The sequence below is a fragment of the Lactovum miscens genome (assembly GCF_014202895.1).
GTDB classification, from domain to species: Bacteria; Bacillota; Bacilli; order Lactobacillales; family Streptococcaceae; genus Lactovum; species Lactovum miscens.
This window is the reverse complement of the sequence record NZ_JACHHV010000002.1, coordinates 1-24606: the sequence shown is the minus strand read 5'-3', so window position 1 is coordinate 24606 and position 24606 is coordinate 1. Positions and strand designations below refer to the sequence as shown.

Here is a 24606-nt window from a genome sequence, read left to right as displayed (position 1 = left end):
GTCCCTGAAACTGTCAGTCGTAAGTTAAAGTAATTAGAAGATGCTCAACTAATTGAGCGAGATGTAAAAATGATTAATATTCTAGATAAAGAAAGGCTTGAAAATATTTTTAAATAAAAGAATTATTGGAATAAAAAATTTGATTCAGCTATATGAATAAACATTGAAAAATCGAGAAACAGTAAAACAGTAAAAAATTAAAAAAATCATAATAGACTTAATAAAAATAGGCTTGATTTTGATAAAAAATAATATTCATTTAGAATGTTAGTTGATTTAATAAAATAATTTTGAATGGTAATAATGGTTAGCAAGGTTTTAAACTACTCTTCAAATTAAATATTATTTTGGAACAGGAATTGTCTATGTTTCAGTAAAGGTTGCTAAAAATTTTATTGTTGTTCTTATTGAATATGTAACAAGAAATAGCTCATAGGATTATAATTCGCATTGTTCCCGCTTTCAAATTCATACAGGCACAACAGTAATAAATATGACAAATCACTATGATGTGAAAGTGTACAAATTCAAGCCATTTATCCGTAGAAATGAATTTGAATCGAATATCTTCCCTGAAATATCCCCAAAATTGTGTTGACGGATTAGGTCGAAATATTTTAGCTTAATTAAATCAATTATAAACGAGTCTTTCTTTCCATAAGTTTAAGTAAGTGGTGTCTTCCACCTTTGCCTTCGGTAGAGAAACAATAACAAGTTCGTAATGCCTTTAAACTTTACGTTGTATAATTCCAAGCAACATTTTCTATATTGCTTTAGAAAATGTTTATTCCTCTTAAATTTTTGTTTTGGATTCCTTAACGAAAATGTGATTTCTTCCTAATTCTTTTGCTTCATACAGTGCTTTGTCAGCTAGCATAAGTGCCTCTTTGAAGTTTAAAGATTTATCAACAAATACCATTCCCAAAGAAGCAGTCACATGTTCTATACATTCAGAATTGAGTTTTCCGTCTACTGGTACTTTAGAAACAGCTACACGGACTTCTTCCAATTTATTGTAAGCATAATTAAATTCATCACTTACAATAATTCCAGCAAACTCATCACCACCCAAGCGATAAAAATAAATTTTGCTCGATTCATATGATGTTAGCGTCCTTGCCACTTCTTCTAGAATCTGATCTCCTATTTCATGCCCAAACCTATCATTGTAAGTTTTAAAAAAATCTATGTCCATCATAGTAAACCAATAATTAACCTTCTCAGTAAATAATTGATTGGCATTTGAGTAAAGTGTTCTTCGATTATATAAGTGTGTTAAAAAATCTATATTGGCCACTTCTTGTGCTTGCCGTACATCTTGAACAAATTTAAATAAAACAAGAATCATAATTAGATTGGCAAAAAAAAGGGACATGTAAATTGAAAGAAGTGGTTTCGGCATTCCAAATGCCAGGACACTTAAAGCCACAAAAAGCGCAAATGAAATAAAATCTAAAAGTAATATTTCAATTAATTTTGTAAGCCTATTTTTAATATTTTTTTTCACAAAGTAAAGAAGAAATAGAGTAACCAGGCAATAAAATAATATAAACCAAGCATGAGCAGTTCCTCCCCAAGCAAACCTAATTATACTAAATAAAAGGGTTCCTATTAAACCAACTCGAAAATCATAATATTCAACTATCATAACCAGTAACAAGAATCTAAAATCATATCTTCCACCTGAAAATACAACTGCATAATTTATTAATAAAACACCTTGAATACTCAGTAACAGTGAGTCTTGCAACATGTTTTTCCAAAAGCTCATTAATGTTGATATAACTCTTGAGGAGTGTTTGATTAAATACAAATAATTTCCAATAAGCAAAATAGCCATATTTGCTAATATTTCCACAATCATAAAATTTGTCCTTCACACTTTTTAATTATCTACTCATACTGTCTTGGTACAATAAAAGAAACAAACTTATTGCTAAGAAATTATCAGCTATTGATACAATTTTAGCACGTTCTAATGATGTGAGAGTATTGATCAAAATTGGAAAAGCTAAAGTACAATCGACAATCACCAAAGAATATATAATTTTCTAAAAAGAAGGTCGTTTATAGCATAAAAATATTCATTTGAACTAAAAAGGGAGGCAGTTCAGGATTTTCAATTAGGAATTGAAGATTATGAAATTACGTTCGATAATTCTCAATTTAACAATTTGTATTCAATCAGAGATTAGGTTAAAACTTTCCGAACATTTGGAAGTGTCATACTTCAATGTAAGCGGGAAACACAGCTTATCCTTCACATTCAAGCCTAATTCTTTATAAGTTACATTTGTCACGGCTTGCCAATAGTTAGTTGAGCACACTATTGGCCTCAAGACCAGAAACATCAATATTGTAAGCTAATAGCTTCGCACGAATGTTTGATGCGTTTGGGTGATTGAAATAAATAAAATTTGCCTGACTTTCAAAAATTATTAGCTCTTGAAAATTTTTCAAAAACCTATAAAAATCATCGTGATCTGTTTTTATTAGTTGAATTTGTTATTGAACCTCTTTCACATGATTTTCTATAACTAGAGTAGCAATTTTAGGATTGACTGCACTTACTATGAAAGGACCTTGTGCAGCCTGCAATATTTTATCAAGTCTTTGTTGGTTAAGGCAAACCCAATACGTAAACCAGCAAGATCGAAAGCTTTAGATAAAGTACGGAGAATAATGAGTTTAGGATGCGTGCATATCAAATCCTTAATAGATTCGATTCTCCAGGAATCTCAGCGTAAGCTTGATCACAAATGTTGAAGGGATTGACGATTCTAATTATTGATAAAGAACTATTGCATACTTAATGAGAATTTTTTGTACAATTATCTTTAGTCTGTTTTCACGTCTTTGTATAAAAAATCATCCATAATTATTTTAAAATAGACAGGCTGTACTAAATATCTTGGAAGCTAAATTTTCTATGGTAGAATAAGAATATGGGTAATTTAAGAAAAGGTAAATTGTATATTTTAGTCGCGATTTTCATTGCAACTTTTATGACTTCAGTTGAGGTAACAATTGTTTCAACAGCAATGCCAACTATTATTTCAGAGTTGCATGGTTTAGAGCTCCAATCTTGGGTTTTTGCAATATATTTATTGGCAACAGCAATTACAACGCCTTTTTATGGGAAGTTATCAGATAATATTGGTCGTAAATCTCTATTTATGTTTGGACTCTTACTTTTTCTGATTGGTTCTTTTCTTTGTGGGTTCGCGCCAAATATGGTTCTTTTGATTACTTTTCGAGTGATTCAAGGAATTGGTGCAGGGTCTGTAATGCCCTTGACATTCACAATAATTGCGGATCTTTGGGATCATGAGCAACGTGCAAAGATTTTGGCGATGACTAATACTGCCTGGGCAATTTCAGCACTACTTGGTCCTTTATTAGGAGGTTGGATTGTTGACACTTTAGGTTGGCATTGGGTTTTCTTCATAAATGTCCCCCTTGGGATATTGACAATTTTATTAACCGCCTTTGGTTACAAGGATGTGTATCAGGGAGAGGGATTCAAAAAGTTAGACTATAGTGGAATTATCACACTCTCATTATCCTTGATTTCTCTTTTACTTATTTTTCAAGAGCTAAGTGCGAACGAGATTTCTTGGGTAATTGAAGTCGTTTATCTTTTAATTTTTATTATTTCATCAGCCCTATTTTTCAGAATTGAAAAAAAGTCAAAAGATCCAATTATTGATTTTAAGTTGTTTGGATCTCGATTTTTTATGGTTCAGATCTTACTAACCATGCTTCTCTCGGGAATTCTCATCTCTTTTAATATTTATTTTCCAATTTGGCTCCAGTCAATCTATCGTGTTCCTGCAACCATTGCTGGGCTTGCTCTGACACCAAGTTCGATTATGTGGATGGTCGTTGGTTTCTTTGTCGGATTTTTAATGGATAAATTTAAGGCAAAACAACTTTATGCAGGACTCATTGTGCTGATGTTCTTATTTGTATTCCCGCTAGTTATAGCAAATAATCATTTCCCTATTTATGCGTTTTATGTGATTTCAGGCATTATCGGCGTGGTTATGGGTATTATTTTGACCGTCGTTACCTTGTTGATTCAAAAATCAGTTACTGAAGAGATGGTGGGGCAAGCAAGTTCTATGGTCGTTCTTGCTCGAACTTTAGGGCAAGCAATGATGACAGGGATCTTTGGACTTGTTTTTACTCTCGGAATTAATGCGGAACTTCATCATTTTCCTAGGGTTAGCTTTGAAAGCGTGAATAAATTTATAAGTTCTACAAGCTCTTCAGAGATTTCAGAAGCTATCCGTCCTAGTTTAAATCAAATTATTTTAGGAGCCATTCATCAAGTTTTTCTTTTGGCAACAATTTTGTGCATTTTTGCTTTTATAATAAATCTACTTTCTCCTAATGAAGAGAAAATATAATAAACATGGGGATAAACACACACAATATTGAAACCTTCATAAAAGACCCTTCTTAAGTGATTTCTTTTTGTTATAATTATAGATAGCGTTTACAAGAAAGGAGGGAAAATGTCGCAAGAACTTTCAAACTCGGAGCGTCATACTTGGCAAGTCATCCAGAATCATTACCAAGAAATTCCAAGAATCTCAATTTCTGAGATGGCAGAGATGGCTTATGTTTCTATCTCGACCGTGAATAGGACCGTTAGGAAAAAAGGCTACGCGGGATACTCAGACTTTCGTTATTCTGTAAAGGAAAAAACAACGACAGATCTCAAAGCGAATAAATTTTCTCAGGAAGTTTTAAATGCTATTCAAAAGAATGAAGAAGAGTTACTGAAAACTATTAATGGTATCTCAGCAAATTCCATAGAAGCCGCAGTCAAGGCTATTGATAAGGCCAATGAAATAATTATCATTGCCTGCGGCCTTTCCGGAAACCCTGCCAGAGAAATGCTGCAGAAGCTGCAACTTTATCATAAACATGTCTCTTTCCAAAATGAAGCGAGTTCAATGGAATATTATGCTCAGTTTCTAAATTCTTCAGATTTGATTATTGCAATCACGCTTTTTGGAGAAACCCCTGAAATTAATAAAACAATTGAGATTGCCAAAAGCCATGGAGCTAAGGTTTTAACATTAACTGCGGTAGAGGATAGTACGGCTAACTCACTTACTGATATATCTCTGGTTGGATACAAAAGTAGACTTGAAGTTACCTTCTTTGAATTGGCAGTGCATAGTCGGATTCCTTTACATATTCTGGTTCGGGTTTTGTTTGACTCTTACTCAATATATAAAAATGAGCTGGATAGAAAAATTCCAGTTCATCAGATTGAGGCAACTTTACATTAAGTTGCCTTTTTATTATTCTTGGTCAAAAGAGTAAAATTCAAAAATATAAATATTTCAAAGAAACATAAACGTTCTGGAAAATTTACTCAATTGCCCAGGAAGCCCTTGGCCAATATTGTGAAAGGTTTTACCTACAAAAACCAGCCTATTTTATTAACAGAATTTTGGGGAGATCAGATTTGATGTCTCAGGTGATCCTGGGTGGAGATATACATTGGTCTCTAATGAAGAAGAATTTGTAGAAGATTGCCAGAGAATTATGGAAGCTGTATGTGCCTCAAAAGATTTTTGGGGATTCTGTTACACTCAAATTACCGATGTGGAGCAGGAAATTAATGGATTATTGACTTATGGCCGTCAACCAAAGTGTGATTTGTCTAAAATTAGAGAAATTAATGATAGCTTTCATGTTTTGAATGTTGAGTGATAGATATAGCAAGGTGAGAACAGATACACATTATTTATTGTATATATCATCTTTACAAAATTTAATGAAAGAACTGGTAGAGCTACTTTTTAAAAGTAGCTTTTCTTGGTCTATAGTTAAATTGTTTTTTTTTTCAATTAGGTTTTATCTTTAGGAAACATTTTCAAAAAATGAAATGTTACCATCAAGTATAAAGGTTATTTGAAAAGCAAATACGAGACAATAGAAATTATAAAGGAGGAATAACCAAAAATGAAAGTAACAACTAGAAATTTTGGAAGAAGCGCAAAACTTATTACTATAGAAAATAATAATCAAGTAAAGATTTCTTTTACAAATCTTGGTGCTAGAATTGTAGACTTAATTGTTAATGGAAGAAATATAGTTTTAGGTTTTGATTCAGCCGATGAATATCTTGAAAAGGATTCTTATCCGGGTGCGACTATTGGCCGAACGGCGGGGCGCATCAAAGATGGACTCATCAATATTTCTGGTAAAGATATTCAGCTTAATCAAAATGAATTTCCTCAGACACTTCACGGTGGGCTCGGTAGTTTTGACAGTCGTCTTTGGAATTTTGAAATTTTTGATGATGGAGAGGTTGCAGGAGTTCATTTTTATTTAATTTCTCCAGATGGCGATAATGGTTATCCTGGAGAATTAAAAGTACATGTGACACATAGCTTTGATGAAAAGGGGCAATGGAAAATTGATTATCAAGCAACATCTAATAAGGACACTGTGTTCAATCCAACAGGGCACGTTTACTTTAATTTGACAGGTGATGCTAGTCAAGCAATTGATGATCATGAATTATTTTTGGCAAGTTCATGGTTTGTACCTTTAAAAGACAAGTCTGAAATTGTCAAAGGAAACATAAAATCAGTAAGAGGGACTATTCTTGATTTTCGAAATGGGAAAAAATTATATCAAGTATTTGAGAGTACAAATGAGCAGGTCCGCTTAGTAGCGGGAATTGATCATCCTTTTTTGCTGGATGAACCAGGTGATATAAGTGTAGAGCAAGCTCGATTAACTTTAGATGATATATCGATTGCTGTGTTTACAGATCGCCCAAGTATTGTAATATTTACGGCTAATTTTGGGGATAAAGGTGTAGTTTTCCGTGGAAAATCAGAGGTACATCATGGTGCAATTACCTTCGAGACACAAGTGCCACCAGGATCACAACAAATTCCAGAACTGGGTGATATTAGCCTAAAAGCAGGGCAAAACTATCAGTCAACAACTATTTATAAAATAATTAACGAGAAAAAATAATGTCTTATTACAAGTGAGTAAATAAAGGAGAAAAATAATGTCAACAGAAAAAATAAAAGAATTAAAAGAAAAATTTTTTAAAGTATTCGGGGAGGCATCAGCTATAGAAGAATTTTTCTCTCCAGGTCGTATTAATTTAATTGGTGAGCATACTGATTATAACGGTGGATATGTTTTTCCAGCAGCTATTACGATTGGAACAACTGGTCTGGCTCAGCTTCGTGAAGGAAAAAGGATTCGCCTATTTTCTGAAAATTTTTCAGAAATTGGCTTAATTGAGTTTGACTTGTCAGAAGTTAATGATAAAGTTGAAGGGAGCTGGGAAAATTTCGTCAAGGGAATGATTGTAATGCTTCAAGGAGCTGGCTATAAAATTGACAAGGGATTTGATCTACTTGTTTATGGTGAGATTCCAACTGCATCTGGTCTTTCATCATCGGCTTCTCTTGAATTACTAATTGGGGTTATTTTGGATGAACTTTTCCATTTAAATGTTCCTCGTCTTGAATTAGTTCAATTAGGTCAAAAGACTGAAAATGAATTTATTGGAGTTAATTCAGGTATTCTCGACCAATTCGCGATTGGTTTTGGGAAAAAAGATGAGGCTATTTTGTTGGATTGTAATACCTTGAAGTATGAAATGGTCCCCGTCAGACTTGGAGACTATTCTATTGTAATTATGAACACAAAAAAATCTCGTGCTTTGACCGAATCTAAATATAATGAACGGTTTGCAGAAACACGTATTGCTTTGGAGCGCCTTCAAACAAAGTTAGATATTCAATCTTTGGCTGAGCTCACAAATGAGGAATTTGATGCAAATACGAACTTGATTGGAGATGAAATTTTGATCAAGCGAGCGCGTCATGCAGTTTATGAGAATACACGTTGTAAGATTGCTAAAAAAGTTTTTGTGGCAGGTGACCTTAAAGAATTTGGAAAACTGCTTAATGCTTCACACGAATCACTCAAGAATGACTATGAAGTAACAGGTATTGAACTTGACACTTTGGCTGAAACTGCTCAAAAACAAAAAGGGGTACTTGGTGCTCGTATGACTGGTGCAGGTTTCGGCGGTTGCGCAATTGCTTTAGTAAAAACAGAAAAAATTGCCACGTTTGAAAAAGCTGTAGGGGATAAATATTTAAAAGTCGTTGGTTATCCTGCAGAATTTTATGTTGCACAAATTGGTGATGGTTCTAAAAAACTTTAGAGGATGAAATTGAGATGTCAATTTATCAGACAATTCAAGACTTTGTAAATATTGCCTTAGAAAATGGCACGATTGAAGCTATCGATGAAATTTATCTTCGCAATCAGTTACTTCGATTTTTAGGGATTCAAAACTGGCAAGAAGTTAAAAGAAATGAAAATTTGCGTGAATCGCTCGATGTAATGGATGAGTTACTTGCTTATTCGGAGGAACACTTTTTATTTAATGTGGAAGATGCTGAGTTTTTCGAGTCAGAACTAATGAATTTTATCACTCCTACTCCAAGCAAGCTAAATAAAGCTTTTTGGGATCATTATCATAGAGGATCTGAGGTGGCCACAAATTATTTTTATCAGTTAGCCAAACAGGTCAATCAAGTTAAAACACGTGATATTGCTAAGAATATCGAATTTACTTACGCAAGTAAGTATGGTAATATGCAAATTACTATAAATTTATCTAAGCCCGAAAAGGATCCTAAAGTGATTGCTGCGGAGAAATTTACAAGACTAAGTACATATCCAGCATGCCAGCTTTGTATAGAAAATGAAGGTTTTTATGGGACCGGAGTAATGCCTGCCAGATCGAACCATCGTATTGTAAGGCTGGAACTGAATGGGCAAAAGTGGGGACTTCAGTACTCTCCGTATGCTTATTTTAACGAACATGCTATCGTGCTCTATGAAGAACATCAGGCCATGGCCATTGATCGCAGAGCATTTAGTAATTTGTTTAGTTTTTTAGATTTATTTCCTCACTACATGATTGGATCTAATGCAGATTTACCAATTGTAGGTGGTTCTATTTTGACACATGACCATTACCAAGCCGGAAATAATATTTTTCCTATGTCCGAGGCAGAATATCGAGAACTGGTCCATTTAGTAAAATATCCTAGTGTCTCAGTAGGAATTGTGAACTGGCCAATGTCTGTTTTACGTTTAAGAAGCCATAACAAAATAGAACTTGTTGATGCATCAGATTATATTCTAGGATCATGGAAAGAATATAACGATGAGTCGTTGAATATTCTTGCTAAGACCCCAGATGGTGTGTTGCATCATACGATAACGCCAATCGCTCGCAAACGCGATGGTCATTATGAGATTGATTTAGTACTTCGCGATAATAATGTAAGTGAGGAATTTCCTGATGGTATCTTTCATCCTCATAAGGAGTATCAACATATCAAAAAGGAGAATATTGGGCTTATTGAAGTGATGGGGTTAGCTATTTTACCAGCACGCTTAAGGATGGAATTAATTGAAGTTGAAAAGTACCTAATAAATAAAGAGAATGTGATTGCTGAAATTCACAAGCTATGGGCTACTAAACTAAAAGCTGAAGATAATTTTACAACGGAGAATGTTCACGAAAAAGTTGAAAAAGCAGTCGGTGAAGTCTTTCTAAAAGTGCTCGAAAACGCAGGGGTATTTAAAGATAATAAGACTGGGCAAGAAGGCTTTCGTAGATTTATTGATTTTCTAAACATATGAAATATATATCAAATATAAATCGTTATGGCAAAATGTCCTATCGTAGGGTAGGGAGTTCAGGTTTACTGCTTCCAGAAATTTCGCTGGGACTCTGGCATAACTTTGGTTCATTAGGTGACTTTGAAAATGCGCGTGATATGTTACGTACGGCCTTTGATAACGGGATCACTCACTTTGATCTGGCAAATAATTACGGTCCTGAACCTGGGTCAGCGGAGATTAACTTTGGAAAGATCTTTCACGAGGATTTTGAAAATTATCGAGACGAATTAATTATCTCAACGAAAGCAGGCCACTTGATGTGGCCGGGTCCTTATGGTGATTGGGGAAGTCGTAAGTCGATATTGGCAAGTCTTGATCAGTCTTTAGAACGTATGAATCTTAATTATGTAGATATTTTTTATTCTCACCGTCCAGATCCAAGTACACCTATTGAAGAGACAATGGGTGCCTTGAAAACTGCTCTAGATTCAGGTAAGGCTTTGTATGTGGGTATTACGAAATATAATGCAAATCAAACTAAAATGGCACTTTCAGTGGCAGATAAACTTGGTTTTAGACTTTTGATACATCAAACTAGATATTCAATATTTAACAGGGGAGTTGAAGCAGAACTTCTTGATGAGTTAGAGAATGAAAAAATCGGCGCAATTGCCTTTCAACCACTTTCACAAGGAATGCTTACAGACAAGTACTTGAATGGTATACCTGAGGATTCTCGGATTAGAAAGCCAGGTTCTTCTTTAAAAGAGGAGGACATGACGGAAGAAAGATTGGTTCAAATCAGACAGCTCAATGATATTGCTCGTTCAAGAGGTCAAAGCCTTGCTCAAATGGCCATTTCTTGGGTTCTGAAAAAGCGCCCAGAATCAAGGTCTACTCCAATCAGCTCGGCTCTTATTGGAGCAAGTAGTTCAAAGCAAATTTTGGAAAACTTACAGGCACTTGATAAATTGGAGTTTTCAGCAGATGAATTATTCTTGATTGATCAAATTTCACTAAAATTATAAATACTTTAACTTATTATAATTATATGGAAATATTTTAAAGATTGAGATGTGTGTTTATTTATTTGATATAATTTAGTGGACAAAATAAGGAGTTAAGAGATGACAGTAATAGTTTTGGGCGGTGCGGGCTATGTTGGTTCACATGCAGTTGAGATGTTGTTGAAAAAAGGTTACGATGTTGCAGTTGTTGACAATCTTGTGACGGGACATAGAGCAGCATTACCATTAGATGTTCGTTTTTACGAAGGTGATGTTCGTGACCATGATTTTTTGAATAATGTTTTTGCAAAAGAAAAAAATATTGAAGGACTTATGCATTTCTGTGCTTATTCACTCGTAGGTGAATCGATGGAAAAGCCAACAATGTACTTTGATAATAATGTTGGTGGCTGTATTAGTATACTTGAAACGATGCAGAAGTTTGATGTGAAGCATATTGTATTTTCATCTACAGCTGCGACATTTGGAGTACCAGAAACCTCGCCAATCACTGAAATGACACCACAAAAACCAATCAATCCTTATGGTGAGTCAAAGCTAATTATGGAAAAAATGATGCAATGGCAGTCTGAAGCAACTGATATGACTTACGTAGCGCTTCGTTACTTTAATGTAGCCGGTGCTTCAAGTGATGGTCACATTGGTGAAGCTCATAAAAATGAGACTCATTTGATTCCAATTATACTTCAAGTTGCTCAAGGCAAACGTGAGTTTATAACAATTTATGGCAATGACTACAAGACGTCTGATGGGACTTGTATTCGTGATTATATTGATATGGAAGATCTTATAAATGCTCATGTAAAAGCCTTGGAATACTTAAAAGCTGGTGGTAAATCAAATCAATTTAATTTAGGGAGTTCAAAAGGGTACTCAAATCTTGAAGTACTTGAAACTGCTCGTAAAGTAACAGGGAAAAATATCCCGTCCATTTTAGGAGAACGTCGCCCAGGAGACCCAGATGAGCTGGTAGCAGATTCAACAAAAGCCAATAATATTTTAAACTGGCATGCTCAAAATGATCTTGAACATATTATTGAGAATGCCTGGAATTGGCATAAAAATCACCCTGATCTATATGATGACTAATATAAAGCCTGACAAATATTTGTCGGGCTTTAATATGTAAAATCTTTCAAATTAAAGACTTTATTATGTATTTTCTAGTTTTCTCACTGAGTTTCTTTGAATCAGGTTTGGCTGGTAGAGAATATCTTTTCCTGGCTTCCCCTCTTCAATGGTTTGAACGATCCAACGAGCCGCATCAATTCCCATGAGCACTTTTGGATGTTCTGTCGATGTAAGACTAATCCCACCCATCTGGCTAAGATTTGAATTATCATTTCCGACAATAGAATAATCTTCCGGTATATTATAACCAAGCTCGGTGAGGCGATTAATCAGAACCTTAGCAACCATGTCATTGTAACAGACGACTCCGGTGATATTTTGCGTTTTTAAGTGGTTGATAACTTCCGCATATACTGTTTCGATTGTTTCGGTTGTATAAGTAACAATTGAGTCTGAAGAAATTTGAATGTGACCTTCCTCACAAGCTTTGATGAAGCCTTTCATACGAAGCTTCCCTTGCAAATCGTCAAGCTTGGTAATAAGTAATAAGTTTTTATGATTATTATCAACTAATTCTTTTGTGGCTATATAACCAACTTGAACATCATCAACACAGATAAAAGGAGTACTAAGCTCTTCATAGACAGCGTTAATCATTACAATTGGAATGTTATGCTCGCGTAAATTTACATAGGTCGCAAGATTTGGGTTGTATTGGTTGCTTTTAGTTGGCTCAACAATTAAGCCATCCACTCCAAAGTCAATCATTTTTTCTAAGCATTTTTTTTCTTGCGCATAGTTGTTATTAGTACTTGATAACAAAAGAGAGTAGCCTTTTTCATTAAGTTCTTGCTCAATCCCACGAATAATTGTTGGAAAAATATAATCAGAGATGTATGTAGTAATCAGACCAATTGTTTTTGGGCTTTTATTTTCTGTTGAAGTTTTCTGGTAGTGAATCTCATTCACATAGGTACCTGAACCCTTCTCACGGCGTAGGAATCCCTCGTTAACCAGTACGGAAACTGCTTTACGTATTGTGTCACGGCTCACTTGATAGTCATGTTGTAACTGATGCTCTGCTGGAATTGTTTGTCCTATTTGAAAAAAATTCGAAAGGATTTGGTTTCTTATTTCATCTGCAATACTTTGATATTTAGTTTTCATACCTACCCTTGTCTTTCGTTTTAAGTACATTATAACACATACAAATTTTGAAACTATAAAAAAGCGAATTGATTAAAATAGCTAAAAATACTTATAGAGTGATGGGTTACAAAGTTCTTGTTAGAAATGTACGTACAAAATTAGTGAAATTGTTAAAAAACTAATAAAAGTGTTGACATGTACGTACGTAAGTGCTATCATTTATTTTGTAAGCGCTATTATAAATTGAAAATAAGGATATATGATCAAAATGAAAAAAGATTTTAATGGCATTGTATCGGATTTAAAAAATGTCCGTACAAATTTAGGAATTGAATTTGGATCAACTAGGATTAAAGCGGTCTTGATAGACTCAAAATTTGAAACAATCGCCTCAGGGAGTTATGAGTGGGAAAGCCAACTTGAAAGTGGTTATTGGACCTATTCCATAGAAGAAATCTGGAATGGTTTGAGAGAAAGTTATAAAGAGCTTGCTGCTGAAGTAAGAATAAAATATAACTTCACTTTAAAGAGGGTTGCTTCAATTGGATTTAGCGCAATGATGCATGGCTATATGGCATTTAATCAATCAAATGAGCTTCTAGTACCATTTAGGACTTGGCGAAATTCAACTACGACTGAAGCAGCAGAAAAATTGACCGAACTTTTCCAATTTAACATTCCAGAGCGTTGGAGTATTGCCCATCTCTATCAAGCGATTCTTAATCACGAAGAGCATATTTCTCAGATTGATTATCTTACAACTTTAGCTGGTTATATTCATTGGCAATTAACAGGTGAAAAAGTACTTGGAATTGGCGATGCCTCAGGTATGTTCCCTATTGACCCATTAACAAAGAATTATGATCCGAAGTTGATTAAACTTTTTGAGGGGCTCGCAACTGGTGTTCCGATTAATAAAATTCTTCCCAAAGTTCTGCAAGCTGGTGAGAATGCTGGATGTTTGAGTGGGGAAGGAGCGAGGTTACTTGATCTTTCTGGAAATCTTGAAGCAGGAATTCCTTTTTGCCCTCCAGAAGGTGATGCTGGAACTGGAATGGTGGCAACCAATAGTGTAGAACCACGTAAAGGAAATATTTCAGTAGGCACATCAGCCTTTGCTATGATTGTGCTTGAAAAGAATCTCTCCAAAGTTTATCCAGAAATTGATTTGGTGACAACGCCTAATGGTCATTTGGTTGGAATGGTTCATGCGAATAATTGCTCTTCGGATATTAATGCTTGGATCAAACTTTTTGAAGAATATACAGATGCTTTAGGACTTAATATTTCTCGTGATCAAATCTTTTCTCTTTTGTTTAACAAAGCTCTTGAAGCTGATGCGGATAAGGGAGGGTTACTGAGTTATGGTTATTTCTCAGGCGAGAATATTAGCCAAGTCTCAGAAGGACGTCCTCTATTTGTAAGACAGCCTGATAGCCATTTTAATTTGGCTAATTTCATGAATATTCACATTTCAAGTGCCTTTGGTGCAATTCGAATGGGTATGGATATCCTTCAGCAAGAGAACATTAAAATCGATGGTTTAGTTGCTCACGGTGGTCTATTCAAGACGCCAAAGATTGGACAAATAATTCTCGCAGGAGCTATTCAAACCCCTGTGACAGTTATGGAAACTGCAAGTGAGGGTGGTGCTTGGGGGATGGCAGTTCTTGCAGCTTTTGAAAGTTCTGGCGAGAATGACCTTAATAACTATCTACAACAAGAAGTCTTTGCTAATTTAAAGGGAACGACTATTGAACCGAGCCAAGATAATTTGGAAAGCTATAATATTTTCATCGAGAGGTATAAAGCTGGTCTTGATATTGAGAGAACAGCTGTTAAGAATTTGAAAGGATAAGTTTAATCGATGCTAGAAGCAATAAAAGAAGAAGTTTGGAAACAGAATCTTGAACTTCCTAAACATGGTTTAGTTAAGTTTACTTGGGGGAATGTTTCAGCCATGGATCGTGAGTCTGGTTACTTCGTAATAAAGCCAAGTGGTGTGAGCTACGAAGATTTAAAGCCTTCAGATATGGTTGTTGTTGATTTGGACAACAATATTATTGAGGGCGAGTTAAATCCATCTTCAGACACACCCACCCATGCCATTCTTTATAAACAGTTTCCAGAGCTTGGAGGTATCGTTCATACACATTCAACATGGGCAACTGCTTGGGCTGAATCAGGGGTGGATGTGATGCCAATGGGAACGACCCATGCAGACACATTCTATGGGTCTGTGCCATGCACGCGCTATCTTACACAAGAAGAGATTGATTCTGGATATGAACACGAAACAGGCAATGTAATTGCAGAAACTTTCAGAGAAAGAGAACTTGGAATACTTGACGTTCCAGCAATACTTTTACACGGACATGGCCCATTCACATGGGGGAAAGACGCTAAAAGTGCGGTTTATAATGCTGTAGTTTTAGAGGAAATTTGCAAAATGAATTTACTTGCGCGTCAAATTAACTCTTACGCGACAGAATTGCCTCAACGTGTGCTTGATAAGCATTATTTACGGAAACATGGCAAGGATGCATATTATGGTCAAAAATAAAATACAAGATTAATTTCTTGTAAAATAAATAAAAAAATAGGAGAAAATTATTAATCATGCATGAAAAAGAATTTTGGTTTGTAACGGGGTCACAATTCCTGTATGGACCTGAAGCACTTGCCAAAGTAGAAGAAGATTCTAAGGTAATTGTTAAGAAAATGAATGCTTCAGGGTCTTTACCTTACCCAATTATTTTTAAATTAGTTGGCACAACAGCCGAAAATATCACCGGTATACTTAAAGAAGCGAGTTTTAATGATAACGTGGCAGGCGTCATCACTTGGATGCATACCTTTTCGCCAGCCAAAAACTGGATTCGTGGAACTCAACTTCTAAATAAGCCACTACTCCACTTGGCAACACAATTCCTTAATTATATTCCTTATCAAACAATTGACTTTGATTATATGAATGTAAATCAATCTGCTCATGGTGATAGGGAATACGCCTTTATTAACGCTCGGTTGCGCAAGCACAATAAAGTTATCTTCGGTCACTGGGATGATTCAGACATTCAATCACAAATTGCGAGATGGATGAATGTAGCTGTTGCATATACTGAGTCTTTCAAGATCAAAGTTGTTACCTTTGCAGATAAGATGCGGAATGTTGCAGTTACAGACGGAGATAAGGTAGAAGCTCAAATTAAATTTGGGTGGACGGTCGACTATTGGGGAGTTGGAGATCTTGTAAAATACGTTAATGCAATTGATCCTGTTAAAGTTGATCAGCTTTATATTGAACTTCAAGAAAAATTTGATTATGTTCAAGGACAGAATAGTCCTGAAAAGTTTGAACACAATGTGAAATACCAACTTCGTGAATATTTAGCAATCAAGCAATTTATGGATGAAAAAGGCTATCATGCTTTCACGACAAACTTTGAGGATCTTGTAGGTCTTGAACAATTGCCTGGTCTTGCAGCTCAGCTATTAATGTCTGAAGGTTATGGTTTTGCTGGTGAAGGTGATTGGAAAACTGCAGCATTGGTAAGACTTCTTAAAATCATGTCTCACAATACTCATACTGTTTTCATGGAAGATTATACTCTGGACCTTCGTAAAGGTCATGAAGCAATACTAGGCTCACATATGCTTGAAGTTGATCCATCAATTGCATCAGACCGTCCTCGTGTTGAGGTTCATCCTCTTGACATTGGAGGAAAAGAGGACCCTGCTCGTTTAGTCTTCACAGGTATGGTTGCAGATGGTGTGGATATTACGATGGCTGATTATGGTGATGAGTTTAAGCTTATTTCATATGACATAACAGGAAATAAGCCCGAGGAGGAAACACCATTCTTACCAGTCGCTAAGCAGCTTTGGACTCCAAAGATGGGCCTTAAAAAAGGTGCTGAATTGTGGATGACCACTGGAGGTGGGCACCATACAGTTCTTTCATTTGCGATTGATTCTGAACAATTACAAGATTTGAGCGATTTGTTTGGTTTGACCTATGTAAATTTGGGATAAACAAGGAATGAAACAGGCTCGAAAAAATAATTAAATTTTTAGGGAATAAAACCCGAGTACTTAATAAACTTAATAATTAGGAAAAGTTAATAAAAAAAAGGAGTAAACTTCAAAATGAAGAAGATTACAAAGGTAGCTCTTGCAACTACAACGTTTTTAGCACTAGCTAGCTTGGCAGCATGCTCAAGCTCATCAACTAACCGTGGTGGCTCAACAGATTCAACTACCTTGAAAAAAGGAGATTTAATTGGCGTCTCAATGCCAACAAAGGCCGATCAACGTTGGAACGTCGATGGTGCTAACTTAGTTAAGGATCTTAAAGCTGCGGGCTTTAAGACAAAACTTGCCTATGCGAATAACTCAACATCTCAACAATCTACAGATATCAACAATCTTGTTTCCGCAGGTGCTAAAGCTATTGTTGTTGCATCAGTAGATGGTACTGCTGTTGGCCCTGCTGTCAAACAGGCTGAGTCCGGTGGCTCGACAGTAATAGCCTATGACCGTCTTATTATGAATACAGATGCGGTTAACTATTATGTAACATTCGACCTTGAACGTACAGGCATTCTTGAAGCAACTGATATTATCAACAAGCTAGATCTTAAAAATGGTGGCGGAAAAGCTGTACCTTACAACATTGCACTCTTCGCTGGATCAGACGACGATAACAATGCGCCATACTTCTTTAAAGGTGCTTGGGATTTGTTGAAACCTTACTTTGAATCTGGACAATTGGTAGATCCTTCTGGCCTTGTGACAAAGGATACAACGGATGCTGACTGGAAGAAGATTTCAGTACATGCTTGGGATCAATCACAAGCCCAAAAACAAATGGATGCCTTCATGACAAAACTTGGTGATAAACCATTGGCAGCTGTTCTCTCGCCCTATGATGCCATTTCATTGGGTGTAATGAAGTCAATTCAAAATGCACGACCAGATATGACGACTGCAACTCCGTTTGATTCTAAAAACCCACAAAATAAATCAGCTTGGCCAATCATCACAGGACAAGATGGTATGGACATTGCGATTACAAACATTCACTTCGGTGCCCAAGACGAAACTGTATTCAAAGACGTTTCACTCCTTGCTAAGCAAACAACATCAATTTTGACTGATCTCACAAAAGGTGACAAGCCAAAATCGGTAGATGCTCCAATGAATAATGGTAAAAAGCAAGTTCCAACTTGGTTATTGAAATCAACAGATATTGTTTTGAAACCTACTGGTGATCAACAAGATCCATCATATATTCCTAAAACTGGATTTATTACAGACGCTCAATATCAAAAAGATATTGCTGCCCCAATCATCAAATAATTTGAAGCTTTTATGGCGATTGGTAAGAAATTATCAGTCGCCATAAAATTTCTTAGTAGTTTATAAATCTAGCGATTCCTCAAGAAGTGTTTCAACTTGGTAGAGGATAGCATAAAAGTGGAGTGTAAAATGTCAGATTCGAATTTAATTTTACAGATGCAAAACATCACGAAAACTTTCGGTCCCGTAAAAGCTCTGACAGATGTTAATTTGGACATCACCCGTGGAGAAATCCATGGAATTTGTGGGGAAAACGGAGCGGGAAAGTCAACACTAATGAATGTACTCTCGGGTGTGTATCCTCATGGTACTTACTCAGGAAGCATCTTGTTTGAAGGTAAAGAATGTAATTTTAGAAAGATATCAGATTCAGAAGAACTTGGTATTGTAGTTATCCAACAAGAATTGGCTCTTAGTCCATTTCTATCTATCGCTGAGAATATTTTCATTGGGAATGAAAAGCAAAAAAATGGAATCATTGACTGGAATAGAACCCGGTCAGATGCAATTAAGATTCTCGGACGTGTCGGTTTGATGGAAAGCCCCGAGACAAAAATAATGGATATTGGTGTGGGTAAACAACAACTGGTTGAAATTGCCAAAGCACTGTCAAAAAATGTTAAGCTCTTGGTCCTTGATGAACCAACGGCTGCTTTGAATGATGAAGATTCAGCGCACTTATTAAATATTCTTCGTGATTTGAGAGATAACCAAGGGGTGACATCTGTCATTATTTCACATAAGTTAAATGAAATTAAGGCAATTACTGATAATGTCACAATCATTCGGGATGGTTCAACTGTTGGATGGATGAAAAATACCAAAGAAGAACCACTCAATCAAGATAAACTGATTTCAGCCATGGTAGGACGAGAGTTGACGAATCTTTATCCTGAGCACGATCCTAAGATTGGTGAAGAGATCATGCGTATTGAAGATTGGACAGTTCACCACCCACTTGATCAACAACGTGTTGTTGTTGATCAGATGAATTTAAATGTTCATTCAGGCGAAATTGTTGGAATAGCTGGATTGATGGGGGCAGGACGTACCGAAATGGCCATGAGTGTATTCGGCCGTTCATATGGTTCAGGTATCTCTGGTAAAGTTTTCGTTCATGGAAAAGAGGCAGATACCTCTAGTACTCAAAAAGCCATTGATGTAGGCCTAGCATATGCAACAGAAGATCGTAAAGTTTATGGCCTTAACCTTTTTCAGAATATTCGTGAAAATATCTCGCTAGCAGCACTTTTGAAACACTCAAAGCGTGGTGTTATGGATGATAATATTGAACGTATTGTTAGTGAGAAATATCGAAAAGATTTCCATATAAAGACACCAACTATTGAAGAGCGTGTTTCCAACCTATCGGGTGGTAATCAACAAAAGGTTGTTCTTGCAAAATGGGTGGTCTCAGACCCAGATATTCTGATTCTTGACGAGCCAACACGTGGTATTGATGTTGGTGCAAAATATGAAATTTATGAAATCATTGATCAGTTGGTTGATGAAGGAAAAGCTGTAATTGTAATTTCTTCTGAACTTCCAGAGCTAATTGGAATTTGTGACCGAATTTACACTGTAAGCCAGGGAGTAATTACTGATGAAGTACCGCGTGAGAAGTTTTCACAGGAATACCTCATGAAGGGGATGACAAAAGAAAAAACTTTAGATAAGAAAGCTGTGGGAGAATAATGGAAACTAAAGAAACAAAAGGGGGCTTGCTTGCATCCTTTGCATCAAATATCCGCCAATATGGTATTGTTGGTGCCTTAATTGTCATCATCATCGTTTTTGAAATATTGACAGGCGGACTTTTGCTCCAGCCTAATACTGTAGTGCAATTGATCCAACAAAATGCTTACGTAATTATCCTTGCCATAGGTATGGTAATGGTTATCATCGCGACACATATCGACTTGTCAGTTGGCTCTCTTGTTGGTTTTATTGGTGGATGTATCGCTTTATTTATGCAAAACATGCACTTGAACTGGTTCTTATCAATTTTAGCCGGCATAGTCGTTGGCTTACTTATTGGTGCCTGGCAAGGCTTCTGGGTTGCTTTTGTAGGAATTCCTGGTTTTATTACTACACTTGCAGGTATGTTGGTTTTCCGCGGCCTTGCAACGACTATGATCAATGCTTCTATTCCTGTTAACAACAGCTCATTTAATGCCATTGCAGCAAACTATTTACCAAATATCTTTGGTTTCTGGGGTCATTTCGATGGTCTAACAATCGTCGTTGGTCTTCTCATTATTGCTGCCTTTGCATGGTCAACAATGCGTAATCGTAAAAAAGCTGATAAGGTTGGGCTTGAAGTAGAACCACTTTCAACATCGTATATTAAGATTGCAGTTGCAGCAATTGTTATTCTCGCTCTGACTTATGAATTTGCCTCATCAGGAAATTCAACTCAAGGTGGTATTCCAATTATGCTTGTGATTGTTGGTGTACTTGTCTTGATTTATCATTTTATCTTGACGAAGACTGTTTTTGGCCGACACGTCTATGCGGTCGGGGGTAATCGTCGTGCAGCAATGCTTTCTGGCATTAATACCAAACGTGTGGACTTTTCTTTGTATATTCATATGGGTCTCTTGTCATCAATTGCGGCAATCGCAATGCTTTCGCGTTTGTCATCAGCATCAGCTTCAACAGGTACTTCATTTGAAATGGATGCCATAGCCTCATGTTTCGTTGGTGGTACTGCCGTAACTGGTGGTATTGGGACTGTCCCTGGAGTTGTGATCGGCGCTGTTGTGATTGGTGTTATCAACCAAGGCTTGTCTATCATGGGTGTTGACTCAGCTTTGATTCAAACTATCAAAGGTCTTGTTCTTCTCTTGGCCGTCGCTATTGATATCTACTCAAAACGTAAACATTAATTATAAATGAGACTAGACTTTAATCAACCTAGTCTACTTGCATTCAACTTGGTGTGTCCAACCCGAAAGAAGGAATTTAAGATGAATAAAGAATTAAATGATACTCAAAAATCGCGCTTGTACGGTATCACAGCAATTGTCTGCGGAATTTGGTTTGTCCAATCCCTTATGAAAGCAAGTAAGGCCGGCGAGCTGTTTTCGGTATATAATCTCATCTTTTATTTTTGCATTCTTTTTGTAACGGGGTATACAGCCTTATCTGCTTATCAACTTTGGAAAAAGACAAAGCATGTGAAAGTCGAGACTGAGCGTGTTGCTGACGAGTCTGGAACTCAGAAGTAAGGCTAAAAGATTTGATGATAAAAAGTCTGACAATTTCATATTGCTAGACTTTTTATTTCTTGTTTTAAAATGTTTAAATCAAAAAGAAAAAAGAACTCAAATGATTGACATATTAGATTTAAGGAGAACTGCCCTTGTCATAACTGATTTAGAGAAAGTAACTATAAAACTGTAAGGACTTTTTTCCCTTTTCTGTAACTGAGGTTTTAGGAAAAACGAAAACTTGCAGCTTCATTAGCAAACACAGATGCTCTTATCGTGTCTGTCCACTTTAAGAACTATGGTCCCGGAGCTCTGGCAACATTAATTGGTTTGCCACTTAAAAAATCAAGCTTAACAGGGATTATAGTGATTTAGTGATAAGTGTGGTTAACAGTTCTAAAGCACAGAGTGTTATTCAAGTAGTAAAACACAACTGGTGGAGCTTTTTATGGTATCTACATTATGCTACCGTGACATCAATACTGGTATTGCAACAGCATGTGAAACCTTTCAACGGGGTTTAATGCCATTTACAGTACCAGATGTCATGACCGATTTCTCAGGTGAACTCCATGAGGTCACAGTAAAGTATATTTTCAATTGATTGGGCCATGTGCGTTTAACCGAGGAAGTTCTAAGGTTGATTATGGAGGCAAAATAAATATTTTAAATCACAAAAAATGAGCACTGGAATTTCAGTGCTTTTATGTTGAAAAAATTTAGTGTGAACGAGTAGAAATTAAAATTTTTTGGAAAAATTTCCAACCCAGCATTGGTTGATTTGAAAGGCTTTCCAACTGCTTAGTGTTAAACTTTTAAAAAAGGAGGAAAAAATGTTTGAATTATCTGAAGAAGAACTCAAGTCAAAAGGGGCTAATATTACTGTTAGGGAAACTCTTGGTCAGCCAATGATTTGGCGTAAAGCATTTGTTGAATACTTAGAAAACAAATCAAAGATTGAAGACTTTCTTAAAGTAATACTTTCAAAACACTCTTATGTAAGAGTTATTTTTACTGGAGCTGGAAGCTCACAATATATAGGTGATACAGTCGTAAAAAGTTTAAATGAATTAGGCGATACGAAGCACTATCATTTTGAAAGTATTGGGTCGACTGATATAGTGTCAGCTCCGCAATCGGTACTTGAAGAAAACATTCCGACCCTTCTTGTATCATTTGCTCGGTCTGGAAATTCTCCTGAATCTGTTGCAGCAGTTGAAATAGTTGAACAGTATGTGAGGGATTCCTACCAACTTTCTATTACATGTGCAATTGATGGGGACCTATCTAAAAAATTAGATATGGTTCCAAATGCATACAATTATGTTTTACCATCAGAAACTTTGGACCAAGGTTTTGCGATGACGAGTTCATTCTCAACAATGACTCTTCTTGCTACTTTAATATTTTCATTAGAACTTGATGAAGATAAATCGAGACAGGTTGAAATTGCTGCCCGATTAGCTGAAGACATTTTTAGTCGAGAGGATGAGATTTCAAACTACCTGCCTTTAGATGTTAAGCGAGTAGTTTACGTGGGATCAGGTCCATTAGCCGGCTTAACCCGTGAAGCACAATTAAAAATTTTGGAATTAACCGCTGGACAAATTTCTACAATTTTTGACTCTTCTATGGGGTTAAGACACGGTCCAAAATCATTTATTAATGATAAAACATCAGTATTTATCTTTGCTTCAAATAACGATTATACTCGCAATTATGATGTGGATCTCTATAAAGAGGTATTAGGGGATGAGATTGCAGCAAAAGTAGTTTTAATAGGTCAAAACGTTGAGGGGTTTAATTATCTTCCATCTGAAAATATTCACCCGGCGTATCAAGTATTTCCAGCTATTGCGTTTGCGCATGTTATTGCCTTAACGGCTTCACTTAATGTTGGTAATACACCAGACACTCCATCGGTGAGTGGAACTGTTAACCGAGTTGTTAAAGGAGTTAAGATTCATCCGTTATATAGGTGTGTGGGGAGATATTCAAATGGTTTTAGTAAAAAGTAAGGAAATCATTCAAAAAGCAGTTCAATCTGGCTATGCTATTGGGGCATTCAACGCAGAGAATATGGAAATGGTTGAAGCGATTATTGAGGCTGCTGAAGAATCTAATTCTCCAATTATTGTGCAAACTACTTCAGGCACCTTAAACATAACACCACCTGAGCGATTTTGCGCAATGGTAAAATCTGTTGCTGATAAAGTGAAAGTTCCAGTTGTCATGCATCTAGATCATGGTGATTCATTTGAACGGGTAGCTCAATGTCTACGGGCGGGATATACCTCCATTATGATTGATGCCTCTAAGAAGGATTTTTATGAAAATGTTAAAATCACAAATGATGTAATTCGTATGGCTAAAGCAGTTGGTGTTCCGGTCGAAGCAGAATTGGGCATTGTTGGTGGTAAGGAGGATGGAAATGTTGCAGAAAAAGAAGCTTTTACAGATCCTTATGAGGCAGAAAATTTTGTCAAGCAAACAGGTGTTGATTTTTTAGCAATTGGAATAGGTAATGTTCATGGTGTCTATAAGGCGGATCCAAAGCTACGATTTGATATACTTCAAGCAGTAAAAGAAAAAACTGGGGATGTACCTTTAGTATTGCACGGTACATCTGGTATTCCAGATGAAGATGTTTCAAGAGCAGTCTCAATGGGAATTGCAAAAGTGAATTATGCAACAGAGCTACGTCAGGTTTTTACAAAAGCTATAAAAGCGTATATTGATGAAGACCCAGGAGTTATTGATCCGAAAAAATACAATGGTAAGGCTAAACAGGCTGTAAAAGAGCTTGTGAAAAAGAAGTTAGTAATACTTGGTTCAACGGGAAAAGCTTAGAGGTCTATGTCATTAAGTTATATAAATTTTAATAAGTCTCAGTTATGAGATTTTTTGTTTCAGTGAAACTTAATAAGTGTACGGAAAGTAGAAAGTGAGAATAAAGGAAAAATTTTCGAAAGTATTCATATAAATATAAGTGTAAAATAATTGGCGGTAGCTCAAAAGAGCGATCGCTTTTTGATTTCAGAAAAAGGACAAAAAGAAAAAGAACCTTTAAAATTGAGTTT

General features: G+C 36.0%; 21 protein-coding genes. 18 read left to right on the top strand and 3 right to left on the bottom strand.

Annotated features, from left to right (window positions below):
* Positions 1–793: 793 nt before the first annotated feature.
* Both HNQ37_RS00865 and HNQ37_RS08645 read right to left on the bottom strand, forming a co-directional pair.
* Entirely contained in the window at positions 794–1864 is a 1071-nt protein-coding gene (locus tag HNQ37_RS00865) for a GGDEF domain-containing protein (protein WP_183538376.1), read from the bottom strand.
* 706 nt (positions 1865–2570) lie between these two features.
* Positions 2571–2708, bottom strand: coding sequence for an aminotransferase class I/II-fold pyridoxal phosphate-dependent enzyme (locus HNQ37_RS08645; RefSeq protein ID WP_221288970.1), 138 nt, complete (start codon positions 2706–2708; stop codon positions 2571–2573).
* Between the two features lie 237 nt (positions 2709–2945).
* Between HNQ37_RS08645 and HNQ37_RS00855 the strand changes: the two genes are divergently transcribed.
* The 8 genes from HNQ37_RS00855 to galE all read left to right on the top strand — a co-directional run bounded on the left by HNQ37_RS00855 (position 2946) and on the right by galE (position 11822).
* Positions 2946–4412: an MFS transporter gene (locus HNQ37_RS00855; protein ID WP_183538374.1), complete on the top strand. Its 1467-nt coding sequence runs from the start codon at positions 2946–2948 to the stop codon at positions 4410–4412.
* Positions 4413–4520: 108 nt separating this feature from the next.
* Positions 4521–5306, top strand: coding sequence for a MurR/RpiR family transcriptional regulator (locus tag HNQ37_RS00850; protein ID WP_183538372.1), 786 nt, complete (start codon positions 4521–4523; stop codon positions 5304–5306).
* A gap of 214 nt (positions 5307–5520) precedes the next feature.
* Entirely contained in the window at positions 5521–5733 is a 213-nt protein-coding gene (locus HNQ37_RS08640) for a hypothetical protein (RefSeq protein ID WP_183538370.1), read from the top strand.
* Positions 5734–5985: 252 nt separating this feature from the next.
* Positions 5986–7014, top strand: coding sequence for an aldose epimerase family protein (locus HNQ37_RS00840; RefSeq protein ID WP_183538368.1), 1029 nt, complete (start codon positions 5986–5988; stop codon positions 7012–7014).
* 37 nt (positions 7015–7051) lie between these two features.
* Positions 7052–8227 carry a galactokinase gene (locus HNQ37_RS00835; protein ID WP_183538366.1) on the top strand — a complete coding sequence of 392 codons (1176 nt, stop codon included), beginning with the start codon at positions 7052–7054 and terminating at the stop codon, positions 8225–8227.
* 14 nt (positions 8228–8241) lie between these two features.
* Positions 8242–9723 carry a UDP-glucose--hexose-1-phosphate uridylyltransferase gene (gene galT / locus HNQ37_RS00830; protein ID WP_183538364.1) on the top strand — a complete coding sequence of 494 codons (1482 nt, stop codon included), beginning with the start codon at positions 8242–8244 and terminating at the stop codon, positions 9721–9723.
* Positions 9720–10733 carry an aldo/keto reductase gene (locus HNQ37_RS00825; protein WP_183538361.1) on the top strand — a complete coding sequence of 338 codons (1014 nt, stop codon included), beginning with the start codon at positions 9720–9722 and terminating at the stop codon, positions 10731–10733. Before galT ends, HNQ37_RS00825 begins: the two co-directional genes overlap by 4 nt.
* Positions 10734–10832: 99 nt before the next feature.
* A complete protein-coding gene (gene galE / locus HNQ37_RS00820) occupies positions 10833–11822 on the top strand; it encodes a UDP-glucose 4-epimerase GalE (RefSeq protein WP_183538359.1) in 990 nt (329 codons plus the stop codon).
* Positions 11823–11885: 63 nt separating this feature from the next.
* Here galE and HNQ37_RS00815 read toward each other — a convergent pair whose 3' ends face one another.
* Positions 11886–12971, bottom strand: coding sequence for a GntR family transcriptional regulator (locus tag HNQ37_RS00815; protein WP_183538357.1), 1086 nt, complete (start codon positions 12969–12971; stop codon positions 11886–11888).
* Positions 12972–13221: 250 nt separating this feature from the next.
* On the opposite strand from HNQ37_RS00815, the gene HNQ37_RS00810 reads away from it, so the two are divergent.
* From HNQ37_RS00810 to HNQ37_RS00765, 10 genes are all read left to right on the top strand, one after another.
* Complete coding sequence (locus HNQ37_RS00810; RefSeq protein ID WP_425486317.1) at positions 13222–14811, top strand: xylulokinase; 1590 nt, start codon at positions 13222–13224, stop codon at positions 14809–14811.
* Positions 14812–14820: 9 nt separating this feature from the next.
* Positions 14821–15516 (top strand): L-ribulose-5-phosphate 4-epimerase, encoded by a 696-nt coding sequence (locus HNQ37_RS00805; RefSeq protein WP_183538353.1) that lies wholly within the window; start codon positions 14821–14823, stop codon positions 15514–15516.
* A gap of 56 nt (positions 15517–15572) precedes the next feature.
* The gene (araA, locus tag HNQ37_RS00800) at positions 15573–16988 is read left to right on the top strand and encodes an L-arabinose isomerase (protein ID WP_183538351.1); all 1416 of its coding nucleotides are present in this window, start codon (positions 15573–15575) and stop codon (positions 16986–16988) included.
* A 114-nt stretch (positions 16989–17102) separates the two neighbouring features.
* Entirely contained in the window at positions 17103–18314 is a 1212-nt protein-coding gene (locus tag HNQ37_RS00795) for a substrate-binding domain-containing protein (protein ID WP_183538349.1), read from the top strand.
* Between the two features lie 129 nt (positions 18315–18443).
* Positions 18444–20009, top strand: a complete 1566-nt coding sequence (locus HNQ37_RS00790) for a sugar ABC transporter ATP-binding protein (protein WP_183538347.1) — start codon at positions 18444–18446, stop codon at positions 20007–20009.
* Positions 20009–21202 (top strand): multiple monosaccharide ABC transporter permease, encoded by a 1194-nt coding sequence (gene mmsB, locus HNQ37_RS00785; RefSeq protein WP_183538345.1) that lies wholly within the window; start codon positions 20009–20011, stop codon positions 21200–21202. The genes HNQ37_RS00790 and mmsB overlap by 1 nt, the downstream gene beginning before the upstream one ends.
* A gap of 6 nt (positions 21203–21208) precedes the next feature.
* Positions 21209–21544: a hypothetical protein gene (locus tag HNQ37_RS00780; protein ID WP_183538343.1), complete on the top strand. Its 336-nt coding sequence runs from the start codon at positions 21209–21211 to the stop codon at positions 21542–21544.
* A 430-nt stretch (positions 21545–21974) separates the two neighbouring features.
* A complete protein-coding gene (locus HNQ37_RS00775) occupies positions 21975–22130 on the top strand; it encodes a cysteine hydrolase family protein (protein WP_183538341.1) in 156 nt (51 codons plus the stop codon).
* 229 nt (positions 22131–22359) lie between these two features.
* Entirely contained in the window at positions 22360–23544 is a 1185-nt protein-coding gene (locus tag HNQ37_RS00770; RefSeq protein WP_183538339.1) for an AgaS family sugar isomerase, read from the top strand.
* A complete protein-coding gene (locus HNQ37_RS00765) occupies positions 23525–24376 on the top strand; it encodes a class II fructose-bisphosphate aldolase (protein ID WP_183538337.1) in 852 nt (283 codons plus the stop codon). The genes HNQ37_RS00770 and HNQ37_RS00765 overlap by 20 nt, the downstream gene beginning before the upstream one ends.
* Positions 24377–24606: the final 230 nt, after the last annotated feature.

Coding starts and splice junctions, on each gene's coding strand:
- HNQ37_RS00795 (WP_183538349.1), top strand. CDS start 17,103: ATGAAGAAGATTACAAAGGTAGCTCTTGCAACTACAACGTTTTTAGCA.
- HNQ37_RS00850 (WP_183538372.1), top strand. CDS start 4,521: ATGTCGCAAGAACTTTCAAACTCGGAGCGTCATACTTGGCAAGTCATC.
- HNQ37_RS00770 (WP_183538339.1), top strand. CDS start 22,360: ATGTTTGAATTATCTGAAGAAGAACTCAAGTCAAAAGGGGCTAATATT.
- HNQ37_RS00780 (WP_183538343.1), top strand. CDS start 21,209: ATGAGACTAGACTTTAATCAACCTAGTCTACTTGCATTCAACTTGGTG.
- HNQ37_RS00810 (WP_425486317.1), top strand. CDS start 13,222: ATGAAAAAAGATTTTAATGGCATTGTATCGGATTTAAAAAATGTCCGT.
- HNQ37_RS00865 (WP_183538376.1), bottom strand. CDS start 1,864: ATGATTGTGGAAATATTAGCAAATATGGCTATTTTGCTTATTGGAAAT.
- HNQ37_RS00825 (WP_183538361.1), top strand. CDS start 9,720: ATGAAATATATATCAAATATAAATCGTTATGGCAAAATGTCCTATCGT.
- galE (WP_183538359.1), top strand. CDS start 10,833: ATGACAGTAATAGTTTTGGGCGGTGCGGGCTATGTTGGTTCACATGCA.
- HNQ37_RS00765 (WP_183538337.1), top strand. CDS start 23,525: ATGGTTTTAGTAAAAAGTAAGGAAATCATTCAAAAAGCAGTTCAATCT.
- HNQ37_RS00805 (WP_183538353.1), top strand. CDS start 14,821: ATGCTAGAAGCAATAAAAGAAGAAGTTTGGAAACAGAATCTTGAACTT.
- HNQ37_RS00790 (WP_183538347.1), top strand. CDS start 18,444: ATGTCAGATTCGAATTTAATTTTACAGATGCAAAACATCACGAAAACT.
- galT (WP_183538364.1), top strand. CDS start 8,242: ATGTCAATTTATCAGACAATTCAAGACTTTGTAAATATTGCCTTAGAA.
- araA (WP_183538351.1), top strand. CDS start 15,573: ATGCATGAAAAAGAATTTTGGTTTGTAACGGGGTCACAATTCCTGTAT.
- HNQ37_RS00840 (WP_183538368.1), top strand. CDS start 5,986: ATGAAAGTAACAACTAGAAATTTTGGAAGAAGCGCAAAACTTATTACT.
- HNQ37_RS00775 (WP_183538341.1), top strand. CDS start 21,975: ATGGTATCTACATTATGCTACCGTGACATCAATACTGGTATTGCAACA.
- HNQ37_RS00815 (WP_183538357.1), bottom strand. CDS start 12,971: ATGAAAACTAAATATCAAAGTATTGCAGATGAAATAAGAAACCAAATC.
- mmsB (WP_183538345.1), top strand. CDS start 20,009: ATGGAAACTAAAGAAACAAAAGGGGGCTTGCTTGCATCCTTTGCATCA.
- HNQ37_RS00855 (WP_183538374.1), top strand. CDS start 2,946: ATGGGTAATTTAAGAAAAGGTAAATTGTATATTTTAGTCGCGATTTTC.
- HNQ37_RS00835 (WP_183538366.1), top strand. CDS start 7,052: ATGTCAACAGAAAAAATAAAAGAATTAAAAGAAAAATTTTTTAAAGTA.